This is a genomic window from Streptomyces sp. WAC03905, assembly GCF_057371075.1.
This window is the reverse complement of sequence record NZ_JBXYDZ010000003.1, coordinates 4,958,813-4,980,755: the sequence shown is the minus strand read 5'-3', so window position 1 is coordinate 4,980,755 and position 21,943 is coordinate 4,958,813. Positions and strand designations below refer to the sequence as shown.

At 70.6% G+C, this 21,943-nt stretch carries 23 protein-coding genes, 1 tRNA gene and 1 riboswitch; of the genes, 7 read left to right on the top strand and 17 right to left on the bottom strand.

Annotated features, from left to right (window positions below; translation table 11 throughout):
• Positions 1-69: 69 nt before the first annotated feature.
• The 3 genes from AC2RP6_RS24965 to AC2RP6_RS24955 form a co-directional block, all read right to left on the bottom strand.
• Positions 70-1,902, bottom strand: a complete 1,833-nt coding sequence (locus AC2RP6_RS24965; protein ID WP_486448218.1) for a DEAD/DEAH box helicase — start codon at positions 1,900-1,902, stop codon at positions 70-72.
• Complete coding sequence (locus AC2RP6_RS24960) at positions 1,899-3,311, bottom strand: ParB N-terminal domain-containing protein (RefSeq protein WP_486448217.1); 1,413 nt, start codon at positions 3,309-3,311, stop codon at positions 1,899-1,901. Before AC2RP6_RS24960 ends, AC2RP6_RS24965 begins: the two co-directional genes overlap by 4 nt.
• A 99-nt stretch (positions 3,312-3,410) precedes the next feature.
• Positions 3,411-4,100 carry an HNH endonuclease gene (locus tag AC2RP6_RS24955; protein WP_486448216.1) on the bottom strand — a complete coding sequence of 230 codons (690 nt, stop codon included), beginning with the start codon at positions 4,098-4,100 and terminating at the stop codon, positions 3,411-3,413.
• Between the two features lie 293 nt (positions 4,101-4,393).
• Here AC2RP6_RS24955 and AC2RP6_RS24950 point away from each other — a divergent pair, with 293 nt between their 5' ends.
• Positions 4,394-5,158, top strand: coding sequence for a hypothetical protein (locus AC2RP6_RS24950; protein ID WP_486448215.1), 765 nt, complete (start codon positions 4,394-4,396; stop codon positions 5,156-5,158).
• On the opposite strand, the gene AC2RP6_RS24945 is transcribed toward AC2RP6_RS24950, so the two are convergent.
• Together AC2RP6_RS24945 and AC2RP6_RS24940 are read right to left on the bottom strand one after the other, a co-directional pair.
• Complete coding sequence (locus AC2RP6_RS24945; protein ID WP_486448214.1) at positions 5,159-5,746, bottom strand: hypothetical protein; 588 nt, start codon at positions 5,744-5,746, stop codon at positions 5,159-5,161. It abuts the gene before it with no gap.
• A 461-nt stretch (positions 5,747-6,207) separates the two neighbouring features.
• Positions 6,208-6,744, bottom strand: a complete 537-nt coding sequence (locus AC2RP6_RS24940; RefSeq protein WP_486448213.1) for a GNAT family N-acetyltransferase — start codon at positions 6,742-6,744, stop codon at positions 6,208-6,210.
• Positions 6,745-7,187: 443 nt separating this feature from the next.
• On the opposite strand from AC2RP6_RS24940, the gene AC2RP6_RS24935 reads away from it, so the two are divergent.
• Positions 7,188-7,487: a hypothetical protein gene (locus AC2RP6_RS24935; protein ID WP_486448212.1), complete on the top strand. Its 300-nt coding sequence runs from the start codon at positions 7,188-7,190 to the stop codon at positions 7,485-7,487.
• 46 nt (positions 7,488-7,533) lie between these two features.
• On the opposite strand, the gene AC2RP6_RS24930 is transcribed toward AC2RP6_RS24935, so the two are convergent.
• The 5 genes from AC2RP6_RS24930 to AC2RP6_RS24910 form a co-directional block, all read right to left on the bottom strand.
• On the bottom strand, positions 7,534-8,922 hold the full coding sequence (locus AC2RP6_RS24930; protein ID WP_486448211.1) for a DUF445 domain-containing protein: 1,389 nt from the start codon (positions 8,920-8,922) through the stop codon (positions 7,534-7,536).
• A 946-nt stretch (positions 8,923-9,868) separates the two neighbouring features.
• A complete protein-coding gene (locus AC2RP6_RS24925) occupies positions 9,869-10,516 on the bottom strand; it encodes a DUF1707 SHOCT-like domain-containing protein (protein ID WP_486448210.1) in 648 nt (215 codons plus the stop codon).
• A 108-nt stretch (positions 10,517-10,624) separates the two neighbouring features.
• Entirely contained in the window at positions 10,625-11,596 is a 972-nt protein-coding gene (locus AC2RP6_RS24920; RefSeq protein ID WP_486448209.1) for an ABC transporter ATP-binding protein, read from the bottom strand.
• Between the two features lie 3 nt (positions 11,597-11,599).
• Complete coding sequence (locus tag AC2RP6_RS24915; protein ID WP_486448208.1) at positions 11,600-12,466, bottom strand: ABC transporter permease; 867 nt, start codon at positions 12,464-12,466, stop codon at positions 11,600-11,602.
• On the bottom strand, positions 12,459-13,274 hold the full coding sequence (locus AC2RP6_RS24910; protein WP_486448207.1) for an ABC transporter permease: 816 nt from the start codon (positions 13,272-13,274) through the stop codon (positions 12,459-12,461). Before AC2RP6_RS24910 ends, AC2RP6_RS24915 begins: the two co-directional genes overlap by 8 nt.
• Before the next feature lie 176 nt (positions 13,275-13,450).
• On the opposite strand from AC2RP6_RS24910, the gene AC2RP6_RS24905 reads away from it, so the two are divergent.
• A complete protein-coding gene (locus AC2RP6_RS24905) occupies positions 13,451-15,964 on the top strand; it encodes a transglycosylase domain-containing protein (RefSeq protein ID WP_486448206.1) in 2,514 nt (837 codons plus the stop codon).
• 57 nt (positions 15,965-16,021) lie between these two features.
• Here the strand turns inward: AC2RP6_RS24905 and AC2RP6_RS24900 are convergent, their stop codons facing one another.
• From AC2RP6_RS24900 to AC2RP6_RS24890, 3 genes are all read right to left on the bottom strand, one after another.
• Entirely contained in the window at positions 16,022-16,342 is a 321-nt protein-coding gene (locus AC2RP6_RS24900; protein ID WP_030026576.1) for a DMT family transporter, read from the bottom strand.
• A gap of 31 nt (positions 16,343-16,373) precedes the next feature.
• A riboswitch (guanidine-III (ykkC-III) riboswitch) is annotated at positions 16,374-16,443 on the bottom strand.
• 46 nt (positions 16,444-16,489) lie between these two features.
• Complete coding sequence (locus tag AC2RP6_RS24895) at positions 16,490-16,831, bottom strand: GroES family chaperonin (RefSeq protein ID WP_030009035.1); 342 nt, start codon at positions 16,829-16,831, stop codon at positions 16,490-16,492.
• A 43-nt stretch (positions 16,832-16,874) separates the two neighbouring features.
• Positions 16,875-17,195 (bottom strand): DUF3618 domain-containing protein, encoded by a 321-nt coding sequence (locus tag AC2RP6_RS24890; RefSeq protein WP_486448205.1) that lies wholly within the window; start codon positions 17,193-17,195, stop codon positions 16,875-16,877.
• 110 nt (positions 17,196-17,305) lie between these two features.
• On the opposite strand from AC2RP6_RS24890, the gene bcp reads away from it, so the two are divergent.
• From bcp to AC2RP6_RS24870, 4 genes are all read left to right on the top strand, one after another.
• Complete coding sequence (gene bcp, locus AC2RP6_RS24885) at positions 17,306-17,773, top strand: thioredoxin-dependent thiol peroxidase (RefSeq protein WP_486448204.1); 468 nt, start codon at positions 17,306-17,308, stop codon at positions 17,771-17,773.
• A 126-nt stretch (positions 17,774-17,899) separates the two neighbouring features.
• Positions 17,900-18,526: an HNH endonuclease signature motif containing protein gene (locus tag AC2RP6_RS24880; protein WP_486448203.1), complete on the top strand. Its 627-nt coding sequence runs from the start codon at positions 17,900-17,902 to the stop codon at positions 18,524-18,526.
• Positions 18,523-19,395 carry an HNH endonuclease signature motif containing protein gene (locus AC2RP6_RS24875; protein ID WP_486448202.1) on the top strand — a complete coding sequence of 291 codons (873 nt, stop codon included), beginning with the start codon at positions 18,523-18,525 and terminating at the stop codon, positions 19,393-19,395. The genes AC2RP6_RS24880 and AC2RP6_RS24875 overlap by 4 nt, the downstream gene beginning before the upstream one ends.
• An 11-nt stretch (positions 19,396-19,406) precedes the next feature.
• Positions 19,407-19,482 (top strand) — tRNA-Leu (locus AC2RP6_RS24870).
• Positions 19,483-19,539: 57 nt separating this feature from the next.
• Here AC2RP6_RS24870 and rdgB read toward each other — a convergent pair.
• The 4 genes from rdgB to AC2RP6_RS24850 all read right to left on the bottom strand — a co-directional run bounded on the left by rdgB (position 19,540) and on the right by AC2RP6_RS24850 (position 21,801).
• A complete protein-coding gene (gene rdgB / locus AC2RP6_RS24865) occupies positions 19,540-20,154 on the bottom strand; it encodes an RdgB/HAM1 family non-canonical purine NTP pyrophosphatase (protein WP_486448201.1) in 615 nt (204 codons plus the stop codon).
• Between the two features lie 7 nt (positions 20,155-20,161).
• On the bottom strand, positions 20,162-20,542 hold the full coding sequence (locus AC2RP6_RS24860; protein ID WP_486448200.1) for a hypothetical protein: 381 nt from the start codon (positions 20,540-20,542) through the stop codon (positions 20,162-20,164).
• 138 nt (positions 20,543-20,680) lie between these two features.
• A complete protein-coding gene (gene rph / locus AC2RP6_RS24855; protein WP_486448199.1) occupies positions 20,681-21,406 on the bottom strand; it encodes a ribonuclease PH in 726 nt (241 codons plus the stop codon).
• 161 nt (positions 21,407-21,567) lie between these two features.
• On the bottom strand, positions 21,568-21,801 hold the full coding sequence (locus AC2RP6_RS24850; RefSeq protein ID WP_030026567.1) for a PTS sugar transporter subunit IIB: 234 nt from the start codon (positions 21,799-21,801) through the stop codon (positions 21,568-21,570).
• Positions 21,802-21,943: the final 142 nt, after the last annotated feature.

The window sequence follows — 21,943 nt, the reverse complement described above, 5'->3', positions numbered from 1 at the left end:
TGACACCACTGCGCCACGCGCTCCAGACGGGCACGCCAGCCTTGGCCAGCACACCTGTCTCAGGGTGTCTCAGGAGACCGCCGCAGCCCCGACGTGCTCCAGCAGCGCCCGCACGTCCGCCTCGTCCATGCCCGCAGCCATCGGCGGCTCCTCCTGCAGATCGCCGAGCTGACGGACCGCTGGATCGTCGAGGATGCCCCCCATGAACTCCAGCTTCTCGGACAGCCGGAGGGCGACCACTTCGTCTATCGTCCCCTCCGATGCGAGGACGGTGACGCGGGTCTCAGCGTCCGGAGCGAGGCCAAGGCGATGGATGCGGTCCAGGCTCTGGAGAAAACGGCCGGCCATGAAGTCCCGGTCCACGTAGACGGCGTCATGACAATCATGGTGCAAACTGATGCCCTCACCGAGCGTGGCTGGGTTGGAGATCAGGACGAAGCAGTCGGGGTCCCGCCGGAAGCGGGAGATCTGCTCCTCCCGGTCCTGCGTGCCCCCATGGACCACCGCCGGACGGTACTCGGCGAGCAGCACCTCCAGACTCGTGATGTTACGCACGAAGGTGGACCAAACCAGGGTTTTCCGCCCAGCTGCTGCGTTCCGGGAAACGATCTCCTGGACCTCCCTGTACTTCGGCGGCATCTCGTGTTGGGGAAGTTGCTGAAGCAGGGTATAGAGCGACTCGTCAGCAGGGATATCCAGCGGCGGCACCTGGAAATTAAGGGGCTCGTACTTGCTGCTTCCTTCCACGAGCAACGCAGGACTCGTGGCCGCCATGAGAAGCCTGAGCATGGCCTTGCCCAGCGCGTCGAAATCGCCCCGGGAAATTTCGGCGCGTGTGGTGAACCTCCCCACTAGAGCGTCGTAGATCTCCCGGTGCAGTCCTGCGAGCGGAACTGTGCGCATGAGCGGCTGGAACGGAGGCAGTCCGAGTTCCTTCTTCGTCGTACGCGTGAAGAGCGGCCGGAGAACCGAACTCGCGTAAGCAAGGTCACCTCCCGCCACAGCCTGGGTCACGACCCGTCGGCCGTGTCCGGGCCAGACGAAGGACAGAAGGTTCTCGAGGTCCCGTGCACCGTTGGGAGCCGGGGTGCCCGTCAGGATGAGCCGGCGCCGGCTGAGTGGCCCGAGTGCCATGCAGGCACTTCCGTACGTGCCTTGCGCACCCAGCTTCATCCGGTGCGCTTCGTCGAGAATCACCATGGAGGGCACCGCGCGGAGCCAGCCTGCGAGAGTCGTCAGCGAACGGTCAAGCCGCTCATAGTTGACAATCAGGATCTCCGCGTACGGATCCGGAGTCTTCTCCATGACGGTAGTCACGGGGGGCGCTTCGAAGCACTCCTGGCTCTCTGATATCCATGACTCATAGGCCGATTTAGGACTCACCACGAGGAGACGGCGGGCCGTCCCGCGCTCTTTCATGGCCGCATAGACCGCGAGACCGACACGGGTTTTCCCTGCGCCGGGAACGCTGAAGTTCGCCCCATGCCTCATCGCCAGCAGTCTGGCAATGTCACGCCGCTGAAAAGCCGTGAGGTCCGCCCGCCAGCCCGGCCCCAGGGCCGCAGGCAACAAGACCGTGTCCTCATCCGCTGCTTCCAGGGTCCCCTCGGATCCCCGCTCCAGATACCTGGAGGCCTGGTCAGCGTCATCAAGGACGTCACTGACAAGGGCAAGCAGATCCTCCTCCCACTCGACGGACTCCGGTTCCGGCCAGTCCGACAGCAGCTGCAGGCCTGACAGGAAGTCATCGAGCGGCACCTCAAGCAGCAGCGGGCCACGCTGGCCACCCCCTGGAAAACCAGCCGCCAGATGCGTCAGATCCGTTCCGAAGGCATGGGAAGCCCTGAGCAGAGCGTTGGTCCGGGAGACATCCAGGCCGAGGCGAAGCGACGGCCCGCTCACGCTTCCTCCTGCCGCACGGCATCCAGCAGCCACAGCACACCGTCTCCGGGCTCTTCGATCCGTGCCGCTTCGCGCGCCAGCTTCTTCAGGCTGGCCCTCAGTGCGAGGATCGCCTCGTCCAACAGCTCCTCGTCGAGGTTGCGCGAGGCGCGCGCGAGCGTCATGTCCGTCACGCACTGCTCGAGGGACTGGACTGCGTCGTGGAGACGGTCCGGTGCCGCCTGCTTTCGCTTGCGCACACGCGCATCCTTACCCGCCGGCACGAGGGCCTCGTTCACCGCCTCCCTGGCCTGCTTCCACACCGTGGCCGCCTCGTCGGCCGCCTCCCCGCTCACTCCCTCCAGTGCCTTCACCATCGCCTTGGCTCGCAGGAGTGTGTCGGTGAACGCCTTCGCCGCCAGTACCTGCGGGTTGTCACCCGGCAACGAACGGTTGAGCCCCGGGATGACCCGGGCAGCCGAAGCCTGGTCAGGCGCCTTCTGCAACTGCTCCGGAAGGTGGCGCTGGAGGTAGCGCGTGCGGAAGTCCACGTCGGCGAGGCGAACGTCAGTCTTGGAGAACTCCAGCACGATCAGAGCAAGCTTGTTCTCTTTCAGCAGGTCTGCCTGCGCCGGGTTCTGGCGCACCGCCTTGGCGTAAGCCCGGTGCAACTCGCGCAGCTTTTCCTGCTGCTCCTCAAAGTCCATCAGCTTCAGCTGGGCAGTCCCGGTCCGGGAGCGCATGACGAGATCGTTGAGGGTCGAGAGGACCCAGCGGTCCTGCTCAGCGGTCTCCGTGCGGATACGGAAGTCCTTGGCGATGTCGGCGAGTGGCCTGCCTGCCGCTGCCTGCTCCTCGATGGTGAGCAGTCTGTTGATGTACGAGTACGGCCGACGCGTATCGTGACGGAGCTGCAGGGACAGCTCAACCGCGTTAATGTCCGTCCACGTGCAGGAATCAGGCAGCACACCGACCCTGACGCTGGTCACTCCGAGCTCACGCAGGGCGGCTACACGCGTATTGCCGTTGACGAGGATCCCGTCGCGCGTGACGAGGCCCGGTTCGTTCTGTCGGTAGTCCTTGAGACTTTGCTTGAGCTCGTCGAAGTCCCCGTCCCGCTTAGCGGGGTTCGACGGGAGCGCCTGCAGGAGGTAGCGCAGGTAGTCCTGACTGTCAGTGCTCCAAGGATCATCCGTCAGCTGCAGGTCACGGTCCGGGTCGAAGCTGCGCTGGGCCCGGATCCGGTGCGTGGCCGGGTTGAAGTACACCCGCTCAATGGGCATGTCGATGACCTGCACCACCGTGGGCTTGGTGCGCCACTCGACGGTCAGCGTCTCCTGGAGCCCGCCGCCGCTGGCTTCCTTCAGCCGTTGCTCGACCAGCTCCTGTGTCTCTGCGGCACGGGGCGGCCGGCCGAAGTCCATGCTCACGGTGGGTTCTCCTCTGACTTGTCTATGGGTACGTAACGGAACCCGCCTGGCGGGCGTGCATCCTGGGGCCGTACTCACGTACGGCCCCAGGATGTGGTCCTATCCTCCGGCCGACGGAAGGGAGAGAGCTTCCCTGACCGCGTTCCGGGCATCGGCCGGCAGCGTCCTGTAATCCGCCCAGAGGCGCTCGACTTCGGCGAACTCCCTGGCATCAGCGGCCACCCAGTCGGCCATCGTCTTGCGGTCCATCCCACTGAGCCCCTGCAGGCGCCCGAGGACTCCGGTGAGATCAGCGGTCAGGCCCCGGCCGCCCACCCGGCACCGGTTGCATTCAGCCACGTTTTCTACGGTGGTCGTTCCGTCGTGACAGAGAACCGGGCGCCGCGCGATGTCGAGCTGGGCCGACACATACGTTCCCGGATAGGTCTCGCCGGCCGTGATTCCGCAGGAACGGCAGTGGTGTCCGTCCCTCGCCAGGATTTCGCGGCGCTGGGTGTCAGTGAGCGACGTAGCCGGCCTGGTTCCCTTCCCGGGCTCCCAGACGGGCTCGCCGGGAAACACGAAGCGCTGCTCGTTCTGGCTGAGGGTCAGATCCTCGCGGTTCGTATCGATCCGCCACCCGAAGTCCCGCAGGTCCCTGACGCGGCGGTCGGCCTGGCTGACCCCGGGGAACGCCTGCTTCACCTCTTCCTTCGTGAAGGAGTTCCCTTCCCCTACCACGCTGACAAGCCACAGCGCGGCACGCTTCATCGTGCCCAGCTTCTTGTCCTCCCAGGACGGAAGACCCATCGCGTATCTCCTTTTCCCCGCCAGCCGTGAACTGTCCGCAGCGCCGGAGCAGACCCCGCCCACCGGCTTGTCTGCGGACGACGCAACTGTGACGCAGCAACTCGGCCGAAATCCAGGCCTCCAGGGGTTTCGAGGGCGGATGAAAACTTGAGACGGTTCACCTTTGGACGCTTGCCGGAAGACTTTGACGACGTATCGGCATTCGGTTGGACGGAGTTGTGTTGCCGCGACAGAGCGGGAAGTGGAAGGAACTACCCCTGAGCCTTGGGGCGGAGCACCGTGTTCTGGTTCTGATGCTGCGCAGGCTGCGTGACTGCAGCACGCGCACACAGGCCGAGATCGCCGCGTCGCGCTTCCTCGTGCCGACCAGCCTCTCCAACCACCTCAATGGCGGCCGCATACCTACAGAGCCGCAGGTCACGGCTTTCTTCGAGGCTATTGAGGAGGAAGTGTCCGCCTCTGGTTCCGCAGCGGTGAAGTTGCCCTGCACTCTGGCCGAGCTTCTGGAGCTGCGGCGCCTCGCCCGCGTCCCGCACTGCACGTGCGTGCCTCACGTCCCTACGGGGGAGGCTGCGGGCACCATCCCCGAAACGCCGGCTTCGCCGTCACCAGCCGGTCCGGCTGGCCCGTCCGCTCTTGAAAGAAGGGGGCGGCGGCGCAGCGGACGATCCCTTTCTCGCGCTGCTGTGAGTGCAGCCTCGGCCCGTCGTGCGCGGCCGGTCCCCCTCAACGAGGGGGACCGGCCGCGCACGACCGTCCCCGACACCAGCTGGACCGAGCTGAAGACACTCAATGTCTACCTCGCCGACGGCAGGCATCGGGACGCGGGCCTGCTGCTGTGGCGAGCGGGGCGGACCCTCAGCGCGGCCGAACTCGTGGAGGCAGTCGAATCCTGCCGGACCGCCGGTCTGAATGAGGCTGCCGAGTCCGTCCTCTCGAGCGCCAGCGAACGGGCCGACCGACAAGCGGTCTTGAACATCGCAGCCGCGCTGGGGCACGCCGGCCGGGGAGAGGATGTGGCGTACCTCCTCAAGGCCGCCACACGCGGCACCCCGTGATCAGCTCGCATGGAAAAGGGGGAGCTGCTGGTGGCCGCGGACCAGGGCCGCGGGTGGGGCGAGGCGGGCGGCGGCAAGGGCGAGGAGCGTACGGAGGGCGGCCAGGACTTCGGCGGGCGAGTCCCGGATCATCGAAGGGGTCGCACTGACCACCAGGACGCCGTGCGCCTCCAGGCGCAGGCGACGACGGAGGGTGGCGTGCCAGGCGTCACGCGTGTAGTGGTACTCCGCCGAGTCGACTTCCAGGGCCACGCCCTCGTCGGGCCAGTACGCGTCTGGGCTGGCCAGGAAGGCCCCCTCAGGTGTGTACAGGCGAGCGTTCCACAGCGGGGTCGGAAGGTCCGTCTTCTCGATCTTGTCGCGTGCCCGGGCCTCGGCGATCGAACGGACGCCGGCAAGTAACTCCGCTGCCGCGGCACGGACCGCCGGTCGGCCGAGCAGGCGGGCAGCCCGCAGTTCCTCGTGCAGGTCCTGCGGGTGGCACCAGCCGGCCTGCACGACGTGGGCCAGGGTCGACCGGAGCCGGTCACCGTCCTCGCAGCGGGCGGCGAAGTCGGAGGCCGCCCGGATGGGCCGGGTGCTGGGCACGCCCGAGACGGTGATGGTCCGGGGCCACCGCGCGGTCGGGACCGGCCGGACGTCCGCGGTGCCGCCCAGCCTCCGCGGGGCGCGGATCAGCACATCGGCAGGAGTGCACCGTGCGTCGCGGATGCCGAGGAGTGCGAGCGCGGCGCCGCCTGTCAGGGCAGCCGTCTCCCCTGACAGAGGGTCGGAGGCGGGTTCGGCCGCATAGAGGACAGCGGCGAGAGCACGTTGCCGCGGGTCGGGGGGACCCGTCTGAAGGAGGTACACCCTGGGAAGCAGACGTTGCCAGGGCCCGCCGGGGCGGGAACGGGAGGTAATCGTGCCGCCGGGGACGCCAGCGGCGATGAGCTGGTGGCGAGTGGCCAGGTTGTACCGGCGTCGTGAGGTGCTTACTGATGCTTCGGGGTGCTGCTGAGGGCTGATCATGGGGCGGTGATGCCCCGGCCATGCCAGGTGGACACCCGCTAGCGGCCGGGATGCTTGGGAGCCAGAAAAACGATCACGCCGGTCTCGGTGCCAGGTCGCGCTTTGATCTCGTGCCAGCCGAGCCGCCGGTACGTCGCCACGGTATCGGTGGCCAGGCGGGAGGTCAGCAGCCAAGCGCGCTGGTCCGGGGCGTCGGCGGTGATCTCAGTGAGAAGCGCCCGCCCGGTACCGCGACCGCGCGCGTACGGTCGCACGGCGAGTTCGTCGATCTCCAGCGCGCCGGTCAGGAGTTCCTTCACGCGGTCCCGTCCGAGCTGCGCCGCGACCTGGCCGTAGGCGCGGCCGACCGGGAAAGCGGACGGGGTGACCCAGGCCGTGGCGAAGCCGTCGATACCGGCTTGAGATTGCGCGAGGGCGGTACGAAAGCCGACCCGCCGGGTGTCGGCCTGGAGGCGCACGGCGAACTGGCGAATGGTTTCTTCGTCCTCGTTCCACGGCGGGGCGGAGAACACGTCGGCATAGGTGTCGACCAGTTCATCCGTGAGGTCGAGGATGGCCTGTCCGTAGCAGATCACGGTGTCATGGCTCCTCATGGCTTGGATGGGGGATTTTCCCCTTTGGATAGGGAGAGTGAATGTATGCCCTCCGCGCTCCCGGAAGCGGGCATCGCGCGGATCCGGCGAGTGTGCGACAAATCGACCCCAATACTGTCCTGTTGCCCGTCCGGCCCGTCCGGCCCATCCGGCTAATCCGTGCCGGCAGGCCGGCGAGCGCGTTGAGCAGTCATGGAAAGACTGCTTCGCGCTGCCGGCCGGTGTGCCCTTGCGTTTCTGCTCGTACTCGGCCTGGTGGCGGTGCTTCCGCGCGCCGTACGTGACGCTGTGCCCAATGGGGTGATCGGCGGAGCCGTGGTTGTGGTGGTTTGGGCGCTGGGCGCCCACCGGATGGCGGGACGGTCACGATAACCTCGTACGCGGCAAAAGGCGGCTCATAGGACAGACGCACGAGGGAGTACGAGATGGCACGCGTACCGAGTTCCGCGATGGCGGCAGCCGGGCTGGTCGGCGGATACGCCGTCGCCCGGTGGACGAAGAAGCGCCCGCTTGGAGGTGTCGTCCTCGGCGCAGCGGGCCTCGCGGCCGGACGGGAGTGGCACCGTAGCGGCGGTGTACCCGCAGCGGCCGGGCTCGGGGCGCTGTACCTCGTCGGCTTCGCGGGGGCGCACCCCCTGGCCAAGAAGGTCGGCGCCTGGCCCGCCGTCGTCGGCGCGGCGGCCGTCGTGGCCGCCACCGCCTGGGCCGTCTCCGACCGCGCCTGACCGGCACTCCGGCCAGGCGGCCCCGGGCGGGACCGCCCGGCCGGAGTCAGGCGCCGAGCGCGCGGGAGACCGTGTAGATCAGCAGGCCCGCCAGGGCGCCGACCACCGTGCCGTTGATACGGATGAACTGCAGGTCCCGGCCGATGTGGGCCTCGATCTTGCGGGAGGTGTGCTCGGCGTCCCAGCCCGCCACCGTGTCGGTGATCAGCGAGGTGATCTCCCGCCGGTAGGTCGTGACGACGTAGACGACCGCCCCCTCGATCCAGCCCTCCACCTTCGCCTGCAGCCGGCCGTCCGTGGCCAGGCGCGCGCCCAGGGAGATCAGCGAGGAACGGACCCGCAGGCGCAGCTCGCTCTGCTCGTCCTCCGCCGCCGAGATGATCATCGAGCGGATCGCGGACCAGGCGGACGCGATGACGTCCTGGACCTCGTCGCGGGCCAGGATCTCGGACTTGAGGCGCTCCACGCGCGCACGCGTCGCGGTGTCCGACTGCAGGTCGGTCGCGAAGTCCCGCAGGAAACGGTCCACAGCGGCCCGCGCCGGGTGCTCGGGCATGTCCCGCATCTCCGTCACGAAGCGGAGCAGCTCCTTGTAGACGCGCTCGCCCACCTTGCGGTCCACGAACCGGGGGGTCCAGCCGGGGGCTCCGCCCTGGACGGCGTCCGTGATCGAGTCCGCGTGCGTGACCAGCCAGTCGTGCGCCTTGGCACAGACCAGGTCGACGGCGCGGCGGTGGCCGCCGTCGGCGACGACCTTCTGCAGGGTCTTGCCCAGACCCGGCGCGATCTCCGCGGACTCGGCACGCCGGGTGATGGCCTCGCCCACGACGGCCTGCACGTCGGAGTCGCGCAGGACGGTCAGCGCACCGCGCAGGGCGGTGGCCAGTTCGGCGGTGACGCGGTCGGCGTGCGCGGGCTCCGCCAGCCAGGCGCCGAGCCGGCCGCCGATGCCGAGGGCGTGGAGGCGGGCACGGACGACGTCGGAGGAGAGGAAGTTCTCGCCGACGAACTCACCCAGGGTCGCCCCGAACTGGTCCTTCTTGGTCGGGATGATCGCGGTGTGCGGGATCGGCAGGCCGAGCGGGTGCTTGAAGAGGGCGGTCACGGCGAACCAGTCCGCGAGCGCGCCGACCATGCCGGCCTCCGCGGCGGCGGCGACGTAGCCGGCCCAGGCGCCGGCGCCGGCGTGCTCGGCGTACGTGGCCAGTACGTAGACCAGCGCCACCAGGAGCAGCAGGCCGGTCGCGATGGCCTTCATCCGGCGGACACCGCGGCGGCGCTCCTCGTCGGCGGCGTTGAACACGAACCCTCCGCGGGCGGGGGGCGGAGGCGGTGGTGGTGGAGCCGGCGGCGTGGTGGTGCCTCCGGCTGTGCTGCGGTCGTCCACGTGCTCCTGCCTTCCCCCGGGGGCGCCGGGCGCCGGTTTTGTCTGCATAGCATCCGACTCCTGGGAGCCCGGTGGAGTTCCCGCCACGCCCTTCCGCTCCCGCGGCGGGTGGCGGTCCGGGGTGGGCGGGCCCCGAGCCCTTCCGCTCCCGCGGGGGGCGTACCCGGGGTCGGCCCCGGCCGGTGGTGCTGGGCTCCGCCCCCTCCGCTCCCTCCGCTCCCGCGGCGGGTAGCAGATCCGGGCCCCCCGGCCGGTTTCTAGGGCGCTGCCCCAGACCCTGCGCCTCCGCTCCCGCGGCGGGTAGCAGATCCGGGGCCCCCGGCCGGTTTCTAGGGCGCTGCCCCAGACCCTGCGCCTCAAACGCCGGCGGGGCTTCGGCGCGCCTGCGCTCCGACGGCGGGCAGGCGTACTCGGGGCCGCCCCGGACCGGTGGCCACCGGGGCTCCGCCCCGGACCCCGCGCCTCAAACGCCGGCGAGGCTGGATGGTGCGGGCCGGTGCGCGGGGCCGCCGAGGGGTGTCTCCTCGGCTCGGCGCGCGCGAGCCTTCTCGGTCGTGGGCCGGGGGTTGCGCGCTCGTCCTGCGGGGACACCCCTCACCGTCCCCGCTCCCCCCGCGACGGGGTGGGGACACGGCGGAGTGTCCCCGCAGGACGAGCGCGCACCACCGGGCACAACCGCGAAGTACGGTTCCGCGCGAGCCGAGGAGACACTCCGGCGGGGCACCGCCCCGTACATCACGAAGCCAGACCCAGCCCCGCCGGCGATTGAGGCGCGGGGTCCGGGGCAGAGCCCCAGCAGCCACCGGCCCGCAGGCCGACCCCGGATCCGCCACCCGCCGCGGGAGCGGAGGGGCGGAGCCCCAGCAACCACCGGCCCGCAGGCCGGCCCCGCACCGCCACCCGCCGCAGGGGCAGAGCCCCGGAAGCCACCGGCCCGCAGGCCGGCCCCGAGCACCGCCACCCGCCGCGGGAGCGGAGCGGCCGGAGGGGAGCGTTACGGCTGCTTGCGCAGCGACGGCCGCTTCGGGGGTTTGACCTTGACCTCCACCCCGCCCCAGAAGGCGAACCCCGTCACCACCACCCGCGGAGCGCCCGGCTCCGTCGGCCCCGGGCTGTCCCGCTGGTCGAACGCCCCCATGAAGCCGAAGCCCCGCACGTCCACGTCCACCCCGGGCGGCACCGTGATCTCGATCCCGCCCATCACCGCGACGCAGTTGATCACCACCTCGCGCTGCGCGAAGTCCGCCTCCCGCAGGTCCAGCTCACCACCGCCCCAGAACGCGACCGCGTCGAAGCGCGGCGGTACCGTCCACCGCCCCTTGCGCTGGAAGCCCGACATCACCGCGACGGCCAGCCCCGACGACCCCGTCCCGCCGATCCGGCCCGGCCAGGCGGAGCCGCCCGGCTCCACCGTCGCGGGCGGGGCGGCCGCCGGGCCCGTCGGCGCCGGAAGGTCGGCCGTCAGCGGCTCCAGCTCGGCGTACGTACGGGACTTGTACGCCGCCTCCAGCCGCTCCTCGAACTCGTCCATGTCCAGCCGGCCCTCGGCGACGGCGTCCCGAAGGCGCTCCACCACCCGCTCCCGGTCGGCATCCGACGCCCTCAACTCCGGCAACGGCTTCTCCGGCCGCTCGTCACTCATACGCACCAGACTATGCACGCACGCCCGGGAGTTGTATGGTCCCGCCCCTGATACCGCCCCCGACCGAACCCTGAGAGCACCCCCGAGGCCCGGCCGGGACCCCGCCGCTCAGCCCCGCCCCGCGTACATCCGCGCGATCACGTCCTCGATGTCCGGCTCCCGCACCGACAGGTCCACCAGCGGGTACGCCGCCGCCACCGCCGACACCAGCGGCGCCGCCGACGCCCCCGCCGGGAACGCCAGCCACTGCCTCGGCCCCTCCACCCTCACCACCCGCGCCCCCGGCACGCTGATCGGCGCCAGCTCCCGCTCCAGGTCCACCACCAGCGTCCGCTCGCTCTCCGCCACCGACCCCGCCGCGTGCAGCCCGCCCAGCGGCCCGTCGTACATCAGCCGCCCGTGGTCGATCACCATCACCCGCTCGCAGAGCTGCTCGATGTCCTGCAGGTCGTGCGTGGTCAGCAGCACCGTCGTGCCGCGCTCCTCGTTCAACTGCCGCAGGAAGCCCCGTACCTTCGCCTTGCTCACCACGTCCAGCCCGATCGTCGGCTCGTCCAGGTACAGCACGTCCGGATCGTGCAGCAGCGCCGCCGCGATGTCCCCGCGCATCCGCTGCCCCAGCGACAGCTGCCGTACCGGCACGTCCAGCAGCTCCGCCAGGTCCAGCCGGTCCACGCACCGCTCCAGGTTCTCCTCGAACCGCGCCCGCGGCACCCGGTACATCCGCCGCATCAGCCCGTAGGAGTCCTTCAGCGGCAGGTCCCACCACAGCGTCGTGCGCTGCCCGAAGACCACCCCGATCCGCTGCGCCAGACGCACCCGCTCCCGCGCCGGGTCGATGCCCGCGACCCGCAGCCGGCCACCGCTCGGCGTCAGGATGCCCGTCAGCATCTTGATCGTCGTCGACTTCCCGGCCCCGTTGGGCCCGATGTAGCCGACCATCTCCCCCCGGGCGACCTCGAAGCTGATCCCGTCCACCGCCCTGACCCGGCGTTTCTCCCGGCGTACCAGGCCCACCCGGCGCCGTACCTCGAAGACCTTCTCGACCCCGTCCAGCGAGATCAGCGCATCATCCACCACGGCTCAGCTCCCCGTGCTCCGGTACGAACGGACACCCGCGCGCCAGGCCAGCGACGCGGGCACGAACACCGCCAGGGCCACCAGCGGGCTCAGGAACGCCACCCACCCCGGCAGTCCCAGCGGATCGGGCCGCCCCAGCACGTACAGCGCGGGCAGCCAGTTGACGAAGGCCAGCGGCACGACGAAGGTCACCCCGCGCAGCAGGTCCGTCGCGAAGACCGTCGGCGGGTACTGCAGCATGGTGCAGCCGCCGTACGTGAAGGAGTTCTGCACCTCCGCCGCGTCCCCGGCGACGAACTGGAAGGCGGCCCCCGCCACCATCACCGCCGCGAAGATCGACCCGCCCGCCACCAGCATCACCGGCACCAGCAGCACCTTCCCGGCCGTCCACTCCAGGTCCAGCGTCCACAGCGCCCAGCCCAGCACCCCCAGCCCCTGCCCGACCCGGCCCAGCCGACGCAGCGCGAACCGGTCGGCGGCGACCTGCGCGAGCAGCGGCACCGGACGCACCAGCATGGTGTCGAGCGAACCGTCGCGGATCCGGGCGCCGATCCGGTCGGTGTTGCCCAGCAGCAGGTCCGCCAGCCCCAGGGACGCCGAGCAGGACCCGTACAGCAGGGCGACCTCGGGCAGCGTGAAGCCGCCGAGGACGTCCACGTGCGAGAACATGATGTAGATCGCGACGAAGTCCAGCAGTGTGATCGCCGCGTTCCCCAGCGTCGACAGGACGAAGGACGTCCGGTACGTCATCGTCGACCGGATCCACATCGCCACGATCAGGCCGTAGCCGCGCAGCCCCTCGCGGACCCGGCTCCGCGCCCGCGGCACCTCCAGATCCGCGAACTCCCGCTCCAGTACCGCCTCAGCCACCCTGGACCACCACCTTCCGCGTCGCCGCCGACTGCAACAGCCGTCCCGCGCCCAGCAGGACGAGGACCCAGACCGCCTGGAAGCCCAGCGCGCCGGCCGCGTCCCCGGCCCCCGCGTGCTCGCCCAGCAGCACGTCCAGCGGCACCTGGAGCATCGCCGCCCACGGCAGGACCCGCACGAACTCTCCGAAGGCGCCGGGGAAGACGGTCAGCGGCAGCAGCATCCCCGAGAAGAAGATCGAGGCGACGGTCGCCATCAGGTTGATCCCGGACCCGTCCAGCAGCCAGAAGGCCAGCAGCCCCAGCAGGTAGCGCAGGGCGAAGCCCACCACCAGCCCGAGCGTCACGGACACCAGGAACAGCAGCCAGCGCGCCGGGTCCGTGGGCAGCGCCAGCCGGAAGACCAGCGCCCCCGCCGCCAGCGGCACCAGTCCCCGCCCCACCAGCTGGAAGGCGGCCCGGCCCATGTCGGCCGCCAGCCACCACAGCTGCAGGTCGGCGGGCCGGTACAGGTCGACGGCGATGTCGCCCGTACGCACCCGCTCCTGGACCTCCTCGTGGAACCCGCCGCCGATCAACGCCCCGGCGGCCAGCAGCGACTGGCTCACCCAGACGAAGGTCAGGGCCTGGGCCTGGTCGTAGCCGCCGAGGCCGGGGCGCTGCTCCCACAGCGCGATGTACGTGAACGCGACGATGAACCCGAAGACGGTGTTGGTGAACACGCCCGCCGCGGTCGCCGTCCCGTAGGTGGCGTAGCGCCGGAATCCGCCGGCCGCGACCGCACCGTAAAGGGCCACTCTCTGGCGCACCGTATCCCCTCCGTTTTCCACGTCGTTCCTACGTCGGCCAAAGCGCGCGAGCTTAGTGCGGAGGGGCGAGCCACGCGACCGATTTACCCCCGTCCGGAGCGGTTGTCACCGGCCATCGGGTAGACACCATGAGGTACAGAAGTGGATATTTCGAACAGCGTCGAGGAGTCCTGGAGATGAGCGACCCGTCACCACCCGCGGGCTGGACCCCTCGCGACCCGGACACCCCGCCCGCGGGCGGCGCGGGCGGCCGGGACGGCGCGGGCGGCCGGGACGGACCGGGCCGCCCGGGACACCTCGACCACCCGGACCGCCCGGGCCGTCCGGACCGCGCCGGGAAGAAGGCCCGCCGGCGGCGGACCGGCCCGCGCCGCCTCCTCCCCACCTGGCGCATGGTCCTCGGCACCGTCCTGCTCCTCGCCCTCCTGATCGGCGGCGGCCTCGTGGCCGGTTACCTGCTGGTCGACATCCCCCCGGCCAACGCCGCCGCGACCGCGCAGTCCAACGTCTACCTCTACTCCGACGACTCCCTGATCGCCCGCGACGGCGAGGTCAACCGCGTCAACGTGCCCCTCTCGCAGGTCCCGCTGACCGTCCAGGAGGCCGTACTGGCCGCGGAGGACCGGGACTTCTACTCCGAACGGGCGGTGGACCCCAAGGCCATGGTCCGCGCCGCCTGGAACACCGCCACCGGCAAAGGCACCCAGTCCGGTTCGACGATCACCCAGCAGTACGTCAAGAACTACTACCTGGGCCAGGAACAGACCCTCAAGCGCAAGGCCAAGGAATTCTTCATCGCGATCAAACTCGGCCGCGAGAAGTCGAAGGCCTACATCCTGGAGGGCTACCTCAACACCAGCTACTTCGGCCGCAACGCCTACGGCATCCAGGCCGCATCGCAGGCCTACTACGGCAAGGACGTCGGCAGCCTCACCACCGCAGAGGGCGCCTACCTCGCCACCCTCCTGAACTCCCCCAGCGCCTTCGACGTCGTCTCCCACCCGCAGAGCCGCCCCCGCGCACTCGCCCGCTGGAACTACGTACTCGACGGCATGGTGAAGAAGGGCTGGCTGCCCGCCGCCGAGCGCGCCGCCACGCGGTTCCCCGAACCCGGCAAGGTACGGGCCGCCGCCGGCCTGTCCGGCCAGCGCGGCTACCTCGTCGAGGCGGTGAAGGAGTTCATCCTCGACCGCGAGATCCTCGACGACAAGACCCTCGCCGAGGGCGGCTACCGCATCCGCACCACCATCGACCGGCGCCGCCAGGCCGACTTCGTCGAGGCCGTCGACGACCAGATGCTCGGCAAGCTCCGACCCGAGACCCGCACGGCGGACCGGCTGGTGCGGGCCGGCGGCGTCTCCATCGACCCGGCCACCGGCAAGGTCGTCGCCATGTACGGCGGTGTCGACTACACCCGGCAGTACGTCAACAACGCGACCCGGCACGACTACCAGGTCGCCTCCACCTTCAAGCCGTTCGTCTTCGCGGCCGCCGTCGAGAACGGCTCCCGCACCCAGGACGGCCGCAGGATCACCCCCAACACGGTCTACAACGGCGACAACAAGCGCCCCGTCGTCGGCGGCCGGATCCGCTTCGCCCCGGAGAACGAGGGCCAGGTCTCCTACGGCAACATCACCGTCAACACCGCCACCGACCTCTCGGTGAACGCCGTGTACGCGCAGATGGCCGTCGACGTCGGCACCGCCCGGGTCAAGAAGACCGCCATCGACCTGGGCGTCCCCGAGGACACCCCGAATTTCGTGGTCGGCCCGGCCATGGCGCTCGGCACCCTCCAGGCCAGCGTCCTCGACATGACGCAGGCCTACGCGACCCTCGCCGACCACGGTCGCCGCACCCCCTACACCTTCGTCGAGGAGATCGCGAAGGGCGGCGACAAGATCCCCCTGCCCGAACGGACCCCCGTCCAGGCCATCAGCCGCGAAGCCGCCGACACCACCACGTCCATGCTGGTCAGCGTCGTCGACAACGGCACCGGCACGGCCGCCCTCGCCGCCGGCCACCCCGCCGCCGGCAAGACGGGCACCGGCGAGCTGGACCGCTCGGCGTGGTTCGCGGCCTACACCCCGAACCTGGTCACGGTGGTCGCGATGATGGGCCAGGACCCCGACACCGGCACGCTGCAATCGCTGTACGGGGCACTCGGCGAATCCCGCATCGGCGGTGGCGGCTACCCGGCCCGGATCTGGGCCGCGTACACGAAGGCCGCACTGGAGGCCACCGACCCCGTCGACTTCGACCTCGACCTCCAGCCGGGCGCCGCACCGCCCCCGCCGCCGCCCTCCTCGCAGTCGAACCCGCCCGAGGAGACCCCGGACGAGGACGGCCCGTCCCCCTCGTCCCGGCCGACCCCACCGTCCGGCGGCCAGGACAACGCGGGGCAGGACAACGGCGGGCAGGACAACGGAGGCCAGGGCAACGGCGGCCAGGGCAACGGCGGCCGGGACAACGGCGGCCAGGGCAACGGGGGCCGCACCCAGGGCGGCCGCGACAACGGCGGCCAGGACGGTGGCCGCACCCAGGGCGGCCGGGACAACGGCGGTACGGGCACCGATGCCGGCACCGGCAATGGCACCGGCCAGGGCGACGAAGGCGGCACCGGCGGCCCGGGCGGCTCCGACGGCGGCGGCGTCGTCGGAGGCCCGCGCCCGCCGTCGGCGTTCCTCGAATGAGCGGGACCGGTAACCGGGGCAGTGACCGGGATCGGTGACCGGGATCAGCGACCGGGATCAGTGACCGGAGGTCGCCTTGAGCCCCACCACGGCGACCAGCAGCAGGCAGATGAAGAAGATCCGGGCGGCGGTGACGGGCTCACCCAGCACCGCCATACCGAGCACCGCGGCACCGGCGGCGCCGATGCCCACCCACACCCCGTACGCCGTACCGATGGGCAGCGTCTTCGCGGCGTAGGACAGCAGCACCATGCTGGCCACGATCCCGGCGCCCGTGAACACACTGGGCCAGAGCCGGGTGAAGCCCTCGGTGAATTTCATGCCGATCGACCAGCCCACTTCGAGCAGACCGGCGAGAAGAAGAAGAACCCAGGCCATGACGGCACCTCCGAGACATCGGGCGATACGGGGTGCGTCGTCTTGTCGTACCCGGTACGGCGCGTCTCGTCGGGTTCTCCCCCACCGTAGCAAAGGGCAGCGAAAAGGGCCGGTGACCTCCGCCACCGGCCCCCTCCCGCCGCTCCGCTACAGGTACAGCCCGGTGGAGTCCTCCGACCCCTCCAGCCGCTCCGCGGCCACGGCGTGCAGGTCCCGCTCGCGCATCAGCACGTACGTCGCCCCGCGCACCTCGACCTCGGCACGGTCCTCCGGGTCGTACAGCACCCGGTCACCGGGCTCGACGGTCCGGACGTTCTGCCCGACCGCGACGACCTCGGCCCAGGCCAGCCGCTTGCCCACCGCGGCCGTCGCCGGGATCAGGATGCCGCCGCCGGAGCGCCGCTCGCCCTCGGGCAGGTCGGACTTCACGAGCACGCGGTCGTGCAGCATGCGGATGGGCAGCTTGTCGTGGGTGGTGTTCTCGCTCACGCCCCGAACCTACCTGTCCGCACGCCTCCCGTACCGCGCAGGGTCATCCGCGCCTGCGGCGCGCCGAGACCACGAGCAGCCCGACCACACCGACCGCGAGCAGCGCGACGGGGACGACGCGCTCCAGGCGCGGGCTCCCGTCCTCGTGCCGCATGCCGTCACGCAGGTCGGTCACGACGCGGTTCACGGAGGCGAAGGCCCGCCCCGCGGTCTGGTCGACGGTCGAGGCGACCCGGGCCCGCGCGTCCCCGATGATCGTCTGCGGGTGCATGCGCACGCCGATCTCGTCGAGCGTCTCGGCGAGCTGCTCGCGGCGGCGGACGATGTCCGCCTCGATCTGTGCGGGGGTCCTGGCTTCCGACACCGCGCTGCCTCCGTCGTCGTGGTCGTGATCGTGTGGGGGCGTAGTCCGCCGTGAACAGTCTGTCAGCTTAGTCTCGTGACGTACCGATCCCCTCCCGAGGAGACTGTCAGATGAGCGAGCGACTCCAGCCGGGCGACACCGCCCCCGCCTTCACCCTGCCCGACGCGGACGGCAACGAGGTCTCGCTCGCCGACCACAAGGGCCGGAAGGTGATCGTCTACTTCTACCCCTCCGCGCTGACGCCGGGCTGCACGAAGCAGGCGTGCGACTTCACGGACAACCTGGACGTCCTGGCCGCGGCCGGCTACGACGTCATCGGCGTCTCCCCCGACAAGCCGGAGAAGCTGGCGAAGTTCCGCGAGCAGGAGCACCTGAAGGTCACGCTGGTCAGCGACCCGGAGAAGGAGACGCTGGCGGCGTACGGGGCCTTCGGCGAGAAGAAGCTGTACGGCAAGACGGTCACGGGCGTCATCCGCTCCACGGTGGTCGTCGACGAGTCGGGCAAGGTCGAGCACGCCTTCTACAACGTGAAGGCGACGGGCCACGTGGCCAAGATCCTCAAGGACCTGGCCATCTGACCCCCGAGCGGGCCGCCCCACCCGGCGCGGCCCGCTCCGCTTGTCGGCCGCTCCGAGCCGCACCCGTCCGGTCACCGGCTCGTTACTCCGTACGAGGGCCGCACGCGTGGCCGGGAGGGGAGAGCCGTGGGGGTCAGGTACACGCCGGAGCTGCTGCGAGCGGCAGCTCGCGGGACGGACAACTGGGACGACGCCGTCCGGTGGTGCGGGGGCACACCCAGCAGCGGCAGCAGGCGCTACCTGCGGGCGAAGATGCGGGAGAGCGGGGTCGACTGCTCCCATTTCCCCACCACGTGGGCACGGCACACAGAGGCGCGGCTCCGGGAGCTGGTGGCCGAGTCCGCATCCGTCGTGGAGGTGGTCAAGCGCCTCGGCATCAGCAACGTCGGGGGCAACCAGACGCACATCTCCCGGCGCATCGCGGCCCTGGGTATCGACACGTCCCATTTCGCCGCCACCCGCAATCCCCGTCCGAAGGGGGCGCTGGGGCCGACTCTGTCGCTCAGGAAGCCGCAGGACGGCAGGGTCCCGGGCGAGCGCCTCCTGCGTCAGCTGCTGAAGGCCGGAGTGCCGGAGGTGTGCGCCGAGTGCGGGATCGGCCCGTCCTGGAACGGCAGGCCGCTCCGCCACGAGGTCGATCACGTCAATGGCGAGTGGTGGGACAACCGGCGGGAGAACCTCCGTCTCCTGTGCCCCAACTGTCACGCGACCACGGACACTTACCGTGGCCGCAAGGGGAGGAAGCCCGCATGAGCGAGGTCAGGTTCACCAGGGACCTGCTCAGCCGAACCGCGCCCCGGGCCACCAGTCTGGTCGACCTGCTGAGGCTGCTGGGCGTGCCGCTCCTGGCAGGCCCCCGCCGGTACGTGGGCGCCAGGCTGGCCCACTACGGGATCGACACCTCCCACTTCGTGGACGAGCCACTCCCCGTCAGGATCCGGCAGCGCTACACGGCGGAACGGCTCCGGGAAGCGGCGGCCCGCACGGACAGCATCGCCGGGATGCTCTCTTTCATGGGCGTCGAGCCCTACAACAGTGCCCCTGTGCACATCGGCAAGCTGCTCGATCGCTTCGGGATCGACACGTCGCACTTCTCGCACCGGCCCCCTGCGCTGTCGCGCCGCTTCTTCGCCCGCGACGAGATCGAACCCGCAGTCGCCGGGTCGAAGAGCATGGCGGACGTCATGCGCGCGCTCGGCCACCATCCGTACGACGGAGCCGCACGCGCCAAGGCACGGCGCAGCATCGAGGAGTACGGGCTGGCGACCGGGCACTTCACGGGGCAGGGACACGCCCTTGGCAGCCGATCGCCCGGGCGCAGGTCCGCGGCGGAGATCCTCAGGCGGCTCGACGACGGATCCGCACGCACCAAGACGGCGACGCTCCGCCGTGCCCTCGACGACGTCGGCGTCCCGCATGTGTGTGCGGAGTGCGGTATCGGGGACGTCTGGCGCGGCCGCAGACTCGTCCTCGAGATCGATCACGTCAACGGTGACCGGCTGGACAATCGCCGAGCGAATCTCCGCTGTCTGTGCCCCTCGTGCCACAGCCAGACCCTGACCTTCGCCAAGCCGGGGCGCAAGGCCGTCCCTTCGCAACGGACTGCTGTCCGCGACCAGTAAGGTGGTCGCACGGGTCCGTACCCCAGCTGGCCGAGAGGGCGCCGGTTTAGGTCCGGTGTGTCGTGGGTTCGAGTCCCACCGGGCCCACGACGAAAGGGCGGTGTTCCCCACAGGAACACCGCCCTTCGGCGTGTGCGGGTGTCGTCAGTCCAGGAGGGCGCGGATGAAGGGGACCAGGGCGCGGAAGGCCTGGCCGCGGTGGGAGATGGCGTTCTTCTCGGCCGGGGTCAGTTCCGCGCAGGTGCGGGACTCGCCGACGGGCTGGAGGATCGGGTCGTAGCCGAAGCCGCCCGTGCCCGACGGGGAGTGGCGCAGGGTGCCGAGGAGGCGGCCCTCCACGACGCGTTCGGTGCCGTCGGGGAGTGCGAGGGCCGCCGCGCACGCGAAGTGGGCTCCGCGGTTCTCGTCGGCGATGTCGCCGAGCTGGGCGAGGAGCAGGTCCAGGTTGGCCTTGTCGTCGCCGTGGCGGCCGACCCAGCGTGCGGAGAAGATGCCGGGGGCGCCGTGCAGGACGTCCACGCAGAGGCCGGAGTCGTCGGCGACGGCGGGCAGACCGGTGGCTCGGGCCAGGGCGTGGGCCTTGAGGAGGGCGTTCTCGGCGAAGGTGACGCCGGTCTCCTTGACGTCGGGGATCTCCGGGTACGCGTCCGCGCCGACCAGCCCGTGGGGCAGGCCGGCGTCGGAGAGGATGGCGCGCAGTTCGGAGACTTTGCCCGCGTTGCGGGTCGCGAGGATCAGGCTGCTGGGCGTCGAGGTCATGCCCCCATTATCCCGGGGTGCAGACCTTGGAGATCTCGCTCGCGGCGTCGGCGACGGGCTGGATGTCCGGGACGGAGTTGCCGCTGTCGATGGAAGTGCGGACGTTCTTGACGGCCGTGTTCATCGAGTCGATGGCCTTGCCCAGGTCGGCGTTGTCGGTCTGGTCGCCGATCTTCTTGAGGTTCGCCTCGATCTGGTCGAGGGCGTTCTTGGCGTCCTGCGGGCTGTTGCCCGCCTGGGAGACGGCCTGCTGGAGGTCGTTCGCGCCGTCCGTGATGGCGACGGCGGTGTTCGCGCAGTCCATGGCCGTGGAGATGGCGTCGCAGGCGGTGAGGGCCGAGACGGTCAGGACGGCTGCCGCGGCGACCGCCGCTATGCGGAGCTTCATGCGTTTCTCCCGAGAGGACCTGTACGAAGTGGACGTGGGCGTGGGCGGGCACGGGCGGGCGCACGGTCGTTGCACCGTGCGCCCGTTGTCGTGTCCGTTGCTCCTTGGGACGCCGGGGGGCGTCCGCCGGTTGCCCGGCTACAGGCCCAGCGCGCCGCGCTGGATGGCTTCGAGGTCCGCGCAGCCGCCGGCGGCGAGGTCGAGGAGGGCGTTGAGTTCCTTGCGGTCGAAGGGCTCGCCCTCGGCGGTGCCCTGGACCTCGACGAAGCGGCCGTCGCCCGTGCAGACCACGTTCATGTCGGTCTCGGCGCGCACGTCCTCCTCGTAGCAGAGGTCGAGGAGCGGGACACCGTCGACGATGCCGACGCTGACGGCGGCGACGGTGCCGGTGAGGGGCTTGCGGCCGGCCTTGATCAGCTTCTTCTGCTGGCCCCAGGCGACGGCGTCGGCGAGGGCGACGTAGGCGCCGGTGATGGCGGCGGTGCGGGTGCCGCCGTCGGCCTGGAGGACGTCGCAGTCGAGGACGACGGTGTTCTCGCCGAGGGCCTTGTAGTCGATGACGGCGCGCAGGGAGCGGCCGATGAGGCGGGAGATCTCGTGGGTGCGGCCGCCGATCTTGCCGCGGACGGATTCGCGGTCGCCGCGGGTGTTGGTGGAGCGCGGCAGCATCGAGTACTCGGAGGTGACCCAGCCTTCGCCGCTGCCCTTGCGCCAGCGCGGGACGCCTTCGGTGAAGGAGGCGGTGCAGAAGACCTTGGTGTCTCCGAAGGAGATGAGGACGGAGCCCTCGGCGTGCTTGCTCCATCCGCGTTCGATGGTGACCGGGCGGAGCTGTTCGGGCGTACGGCCGTCGATGCGAGACATGGGTCCGAGCCTAGTGGACACCCCTCTGCGCGCAGACCCGTCTCTGCGCGAGGACCCCGCCTCCGTGCAAGGACCCCGCCCCTACGCGAAGACCCCGTCCGGGGTGCGGGACGGGGTCCGTCGGTGCTTCGGGCCGTGGGCCCTGGCTCAGGGGGTGCGGGTCACATCATGTCTTCGATGTCGGCGGCGATGGGGTCGGCGTCGGTGCCGATGACGACCTGGACCGCGGTGCCCATGCGGACGACGCCGTGGGCGCCGGCGGCCTTGAGGGCGGCCTCGTCCACGAGGTCGGGGTTGACGACCTCGGTGCGCAGGCGGGTGATGCAGCCTTCGACCTCTTCGATGTTCTCGATGCCGCCGAGCCCGGCGACGATCTTCTCAGCCTTGGTGGCCATGTGTTTCTCCCTGAGTGATGCGAAGAACGAGTCTCAGCGGCCGGAACATGGATACCCACCCGCACGGCCCGCGTTGTCACGGTAACGCACGGTTGGCCCATCTACGCGAGCGCGTGTCCGGTCCCTGCCGAATGATGACGAT

Bases quoted from the DNA above. Each gene is read 5' to 3' on its own strand.
- AC2RP6_RS24955 (WP_486448216.1), bottom strand. From the start codon at position 4,100: ATGGGTCTTCCGTCCTGGGAGGACAAGAAGCTGGGCACGATGAAGCGT.
- AC2RP6_RS24950 (WP_486448215.1), top strand. From the start codon at position 4,394: ATGCTGCGCAGGCTGCGTGACTGCAGCACGCGCACACAGGCCGAGATC.
- AC2RP6_RS24935 (WP_486448212.1), top strand. From the start codon at position 7,188: ATGGCACGCGTACCGAGTTCCGCGATGGCGGCAGCCGGGCTGGTCGGC.
- AC2RP6_RS24930 (WP_486448211.1), bottom strand. From the start codon at position 8,922: ATGCAGACAAAACCGGCGCCCGGCGCCCCCGGGGGAAGGCAGGAGCAC.
- AC2RP6_RS24925 (WP_486448210.1), bottom strand. From the start codon at position 10,516: ATGAGTGACGAGCGGCCGGAGAAGCCGTTGCCGGAGTTGAGGGCGTCG.
- AC2RP6_RS24905 (WP_486448206.1), top strand. From the start codon at position 13,451: ATGAGCGACCCGTCACCACCCGCGGGCTGGACCCCTCGCGACCCGGAC.
- AC2RP6_RS24900 (WP_030026576.1), bottom strand. From the start codon at position 16,342: ATGGCCTGGGTTCTTCTTCTTCTCGCCGGTCTGCTCGAAGTGGGCTGG.
- bcp (WP_486448204.1), top strand. From the start codon at position 17,306: ATGAGCGAGCGACTCCAGCCGGGCGACACCGCCCCCGCCTTCACCCTG.
- AC2RP6_RS24875 (WP_486448202.1), top strand. From the start codon at position 18,523: ATGAGCGAGGTCAGGTTCACCAGGGACCTGCTCAGCCGAACCGCGCCC.
- rdgB (WP_486448201.1), bottom strand. From the start codon at position 20,154: ATGACCTCGACGCCCAGCAGCCTGATCCTCGCGACCCGCAACGCGGGC.
- AC2RP6_RS24860 (WP_486448200.1), bottom strand. From the start codon at position 20,542: ATGAAGCTCCGCATAGCGGCGGTCGCCGCGGCAGCCGTCCTGACCGTC.
- rph (WP_486448199.1), bottom strand. From the start codon at position 21,406: ATGTCTCGCATCGACGGCCGTACGCCCGAACAGCTCCGCCCGGTCACC.
- AC2RP6_RS24850 (WP_030026567.1), bottom strand. From the start codon at position 21,801: ATGGCCACCAAGGCTGAGAAGATCGTCGCCGGGCTCGGCGGCATCGAG.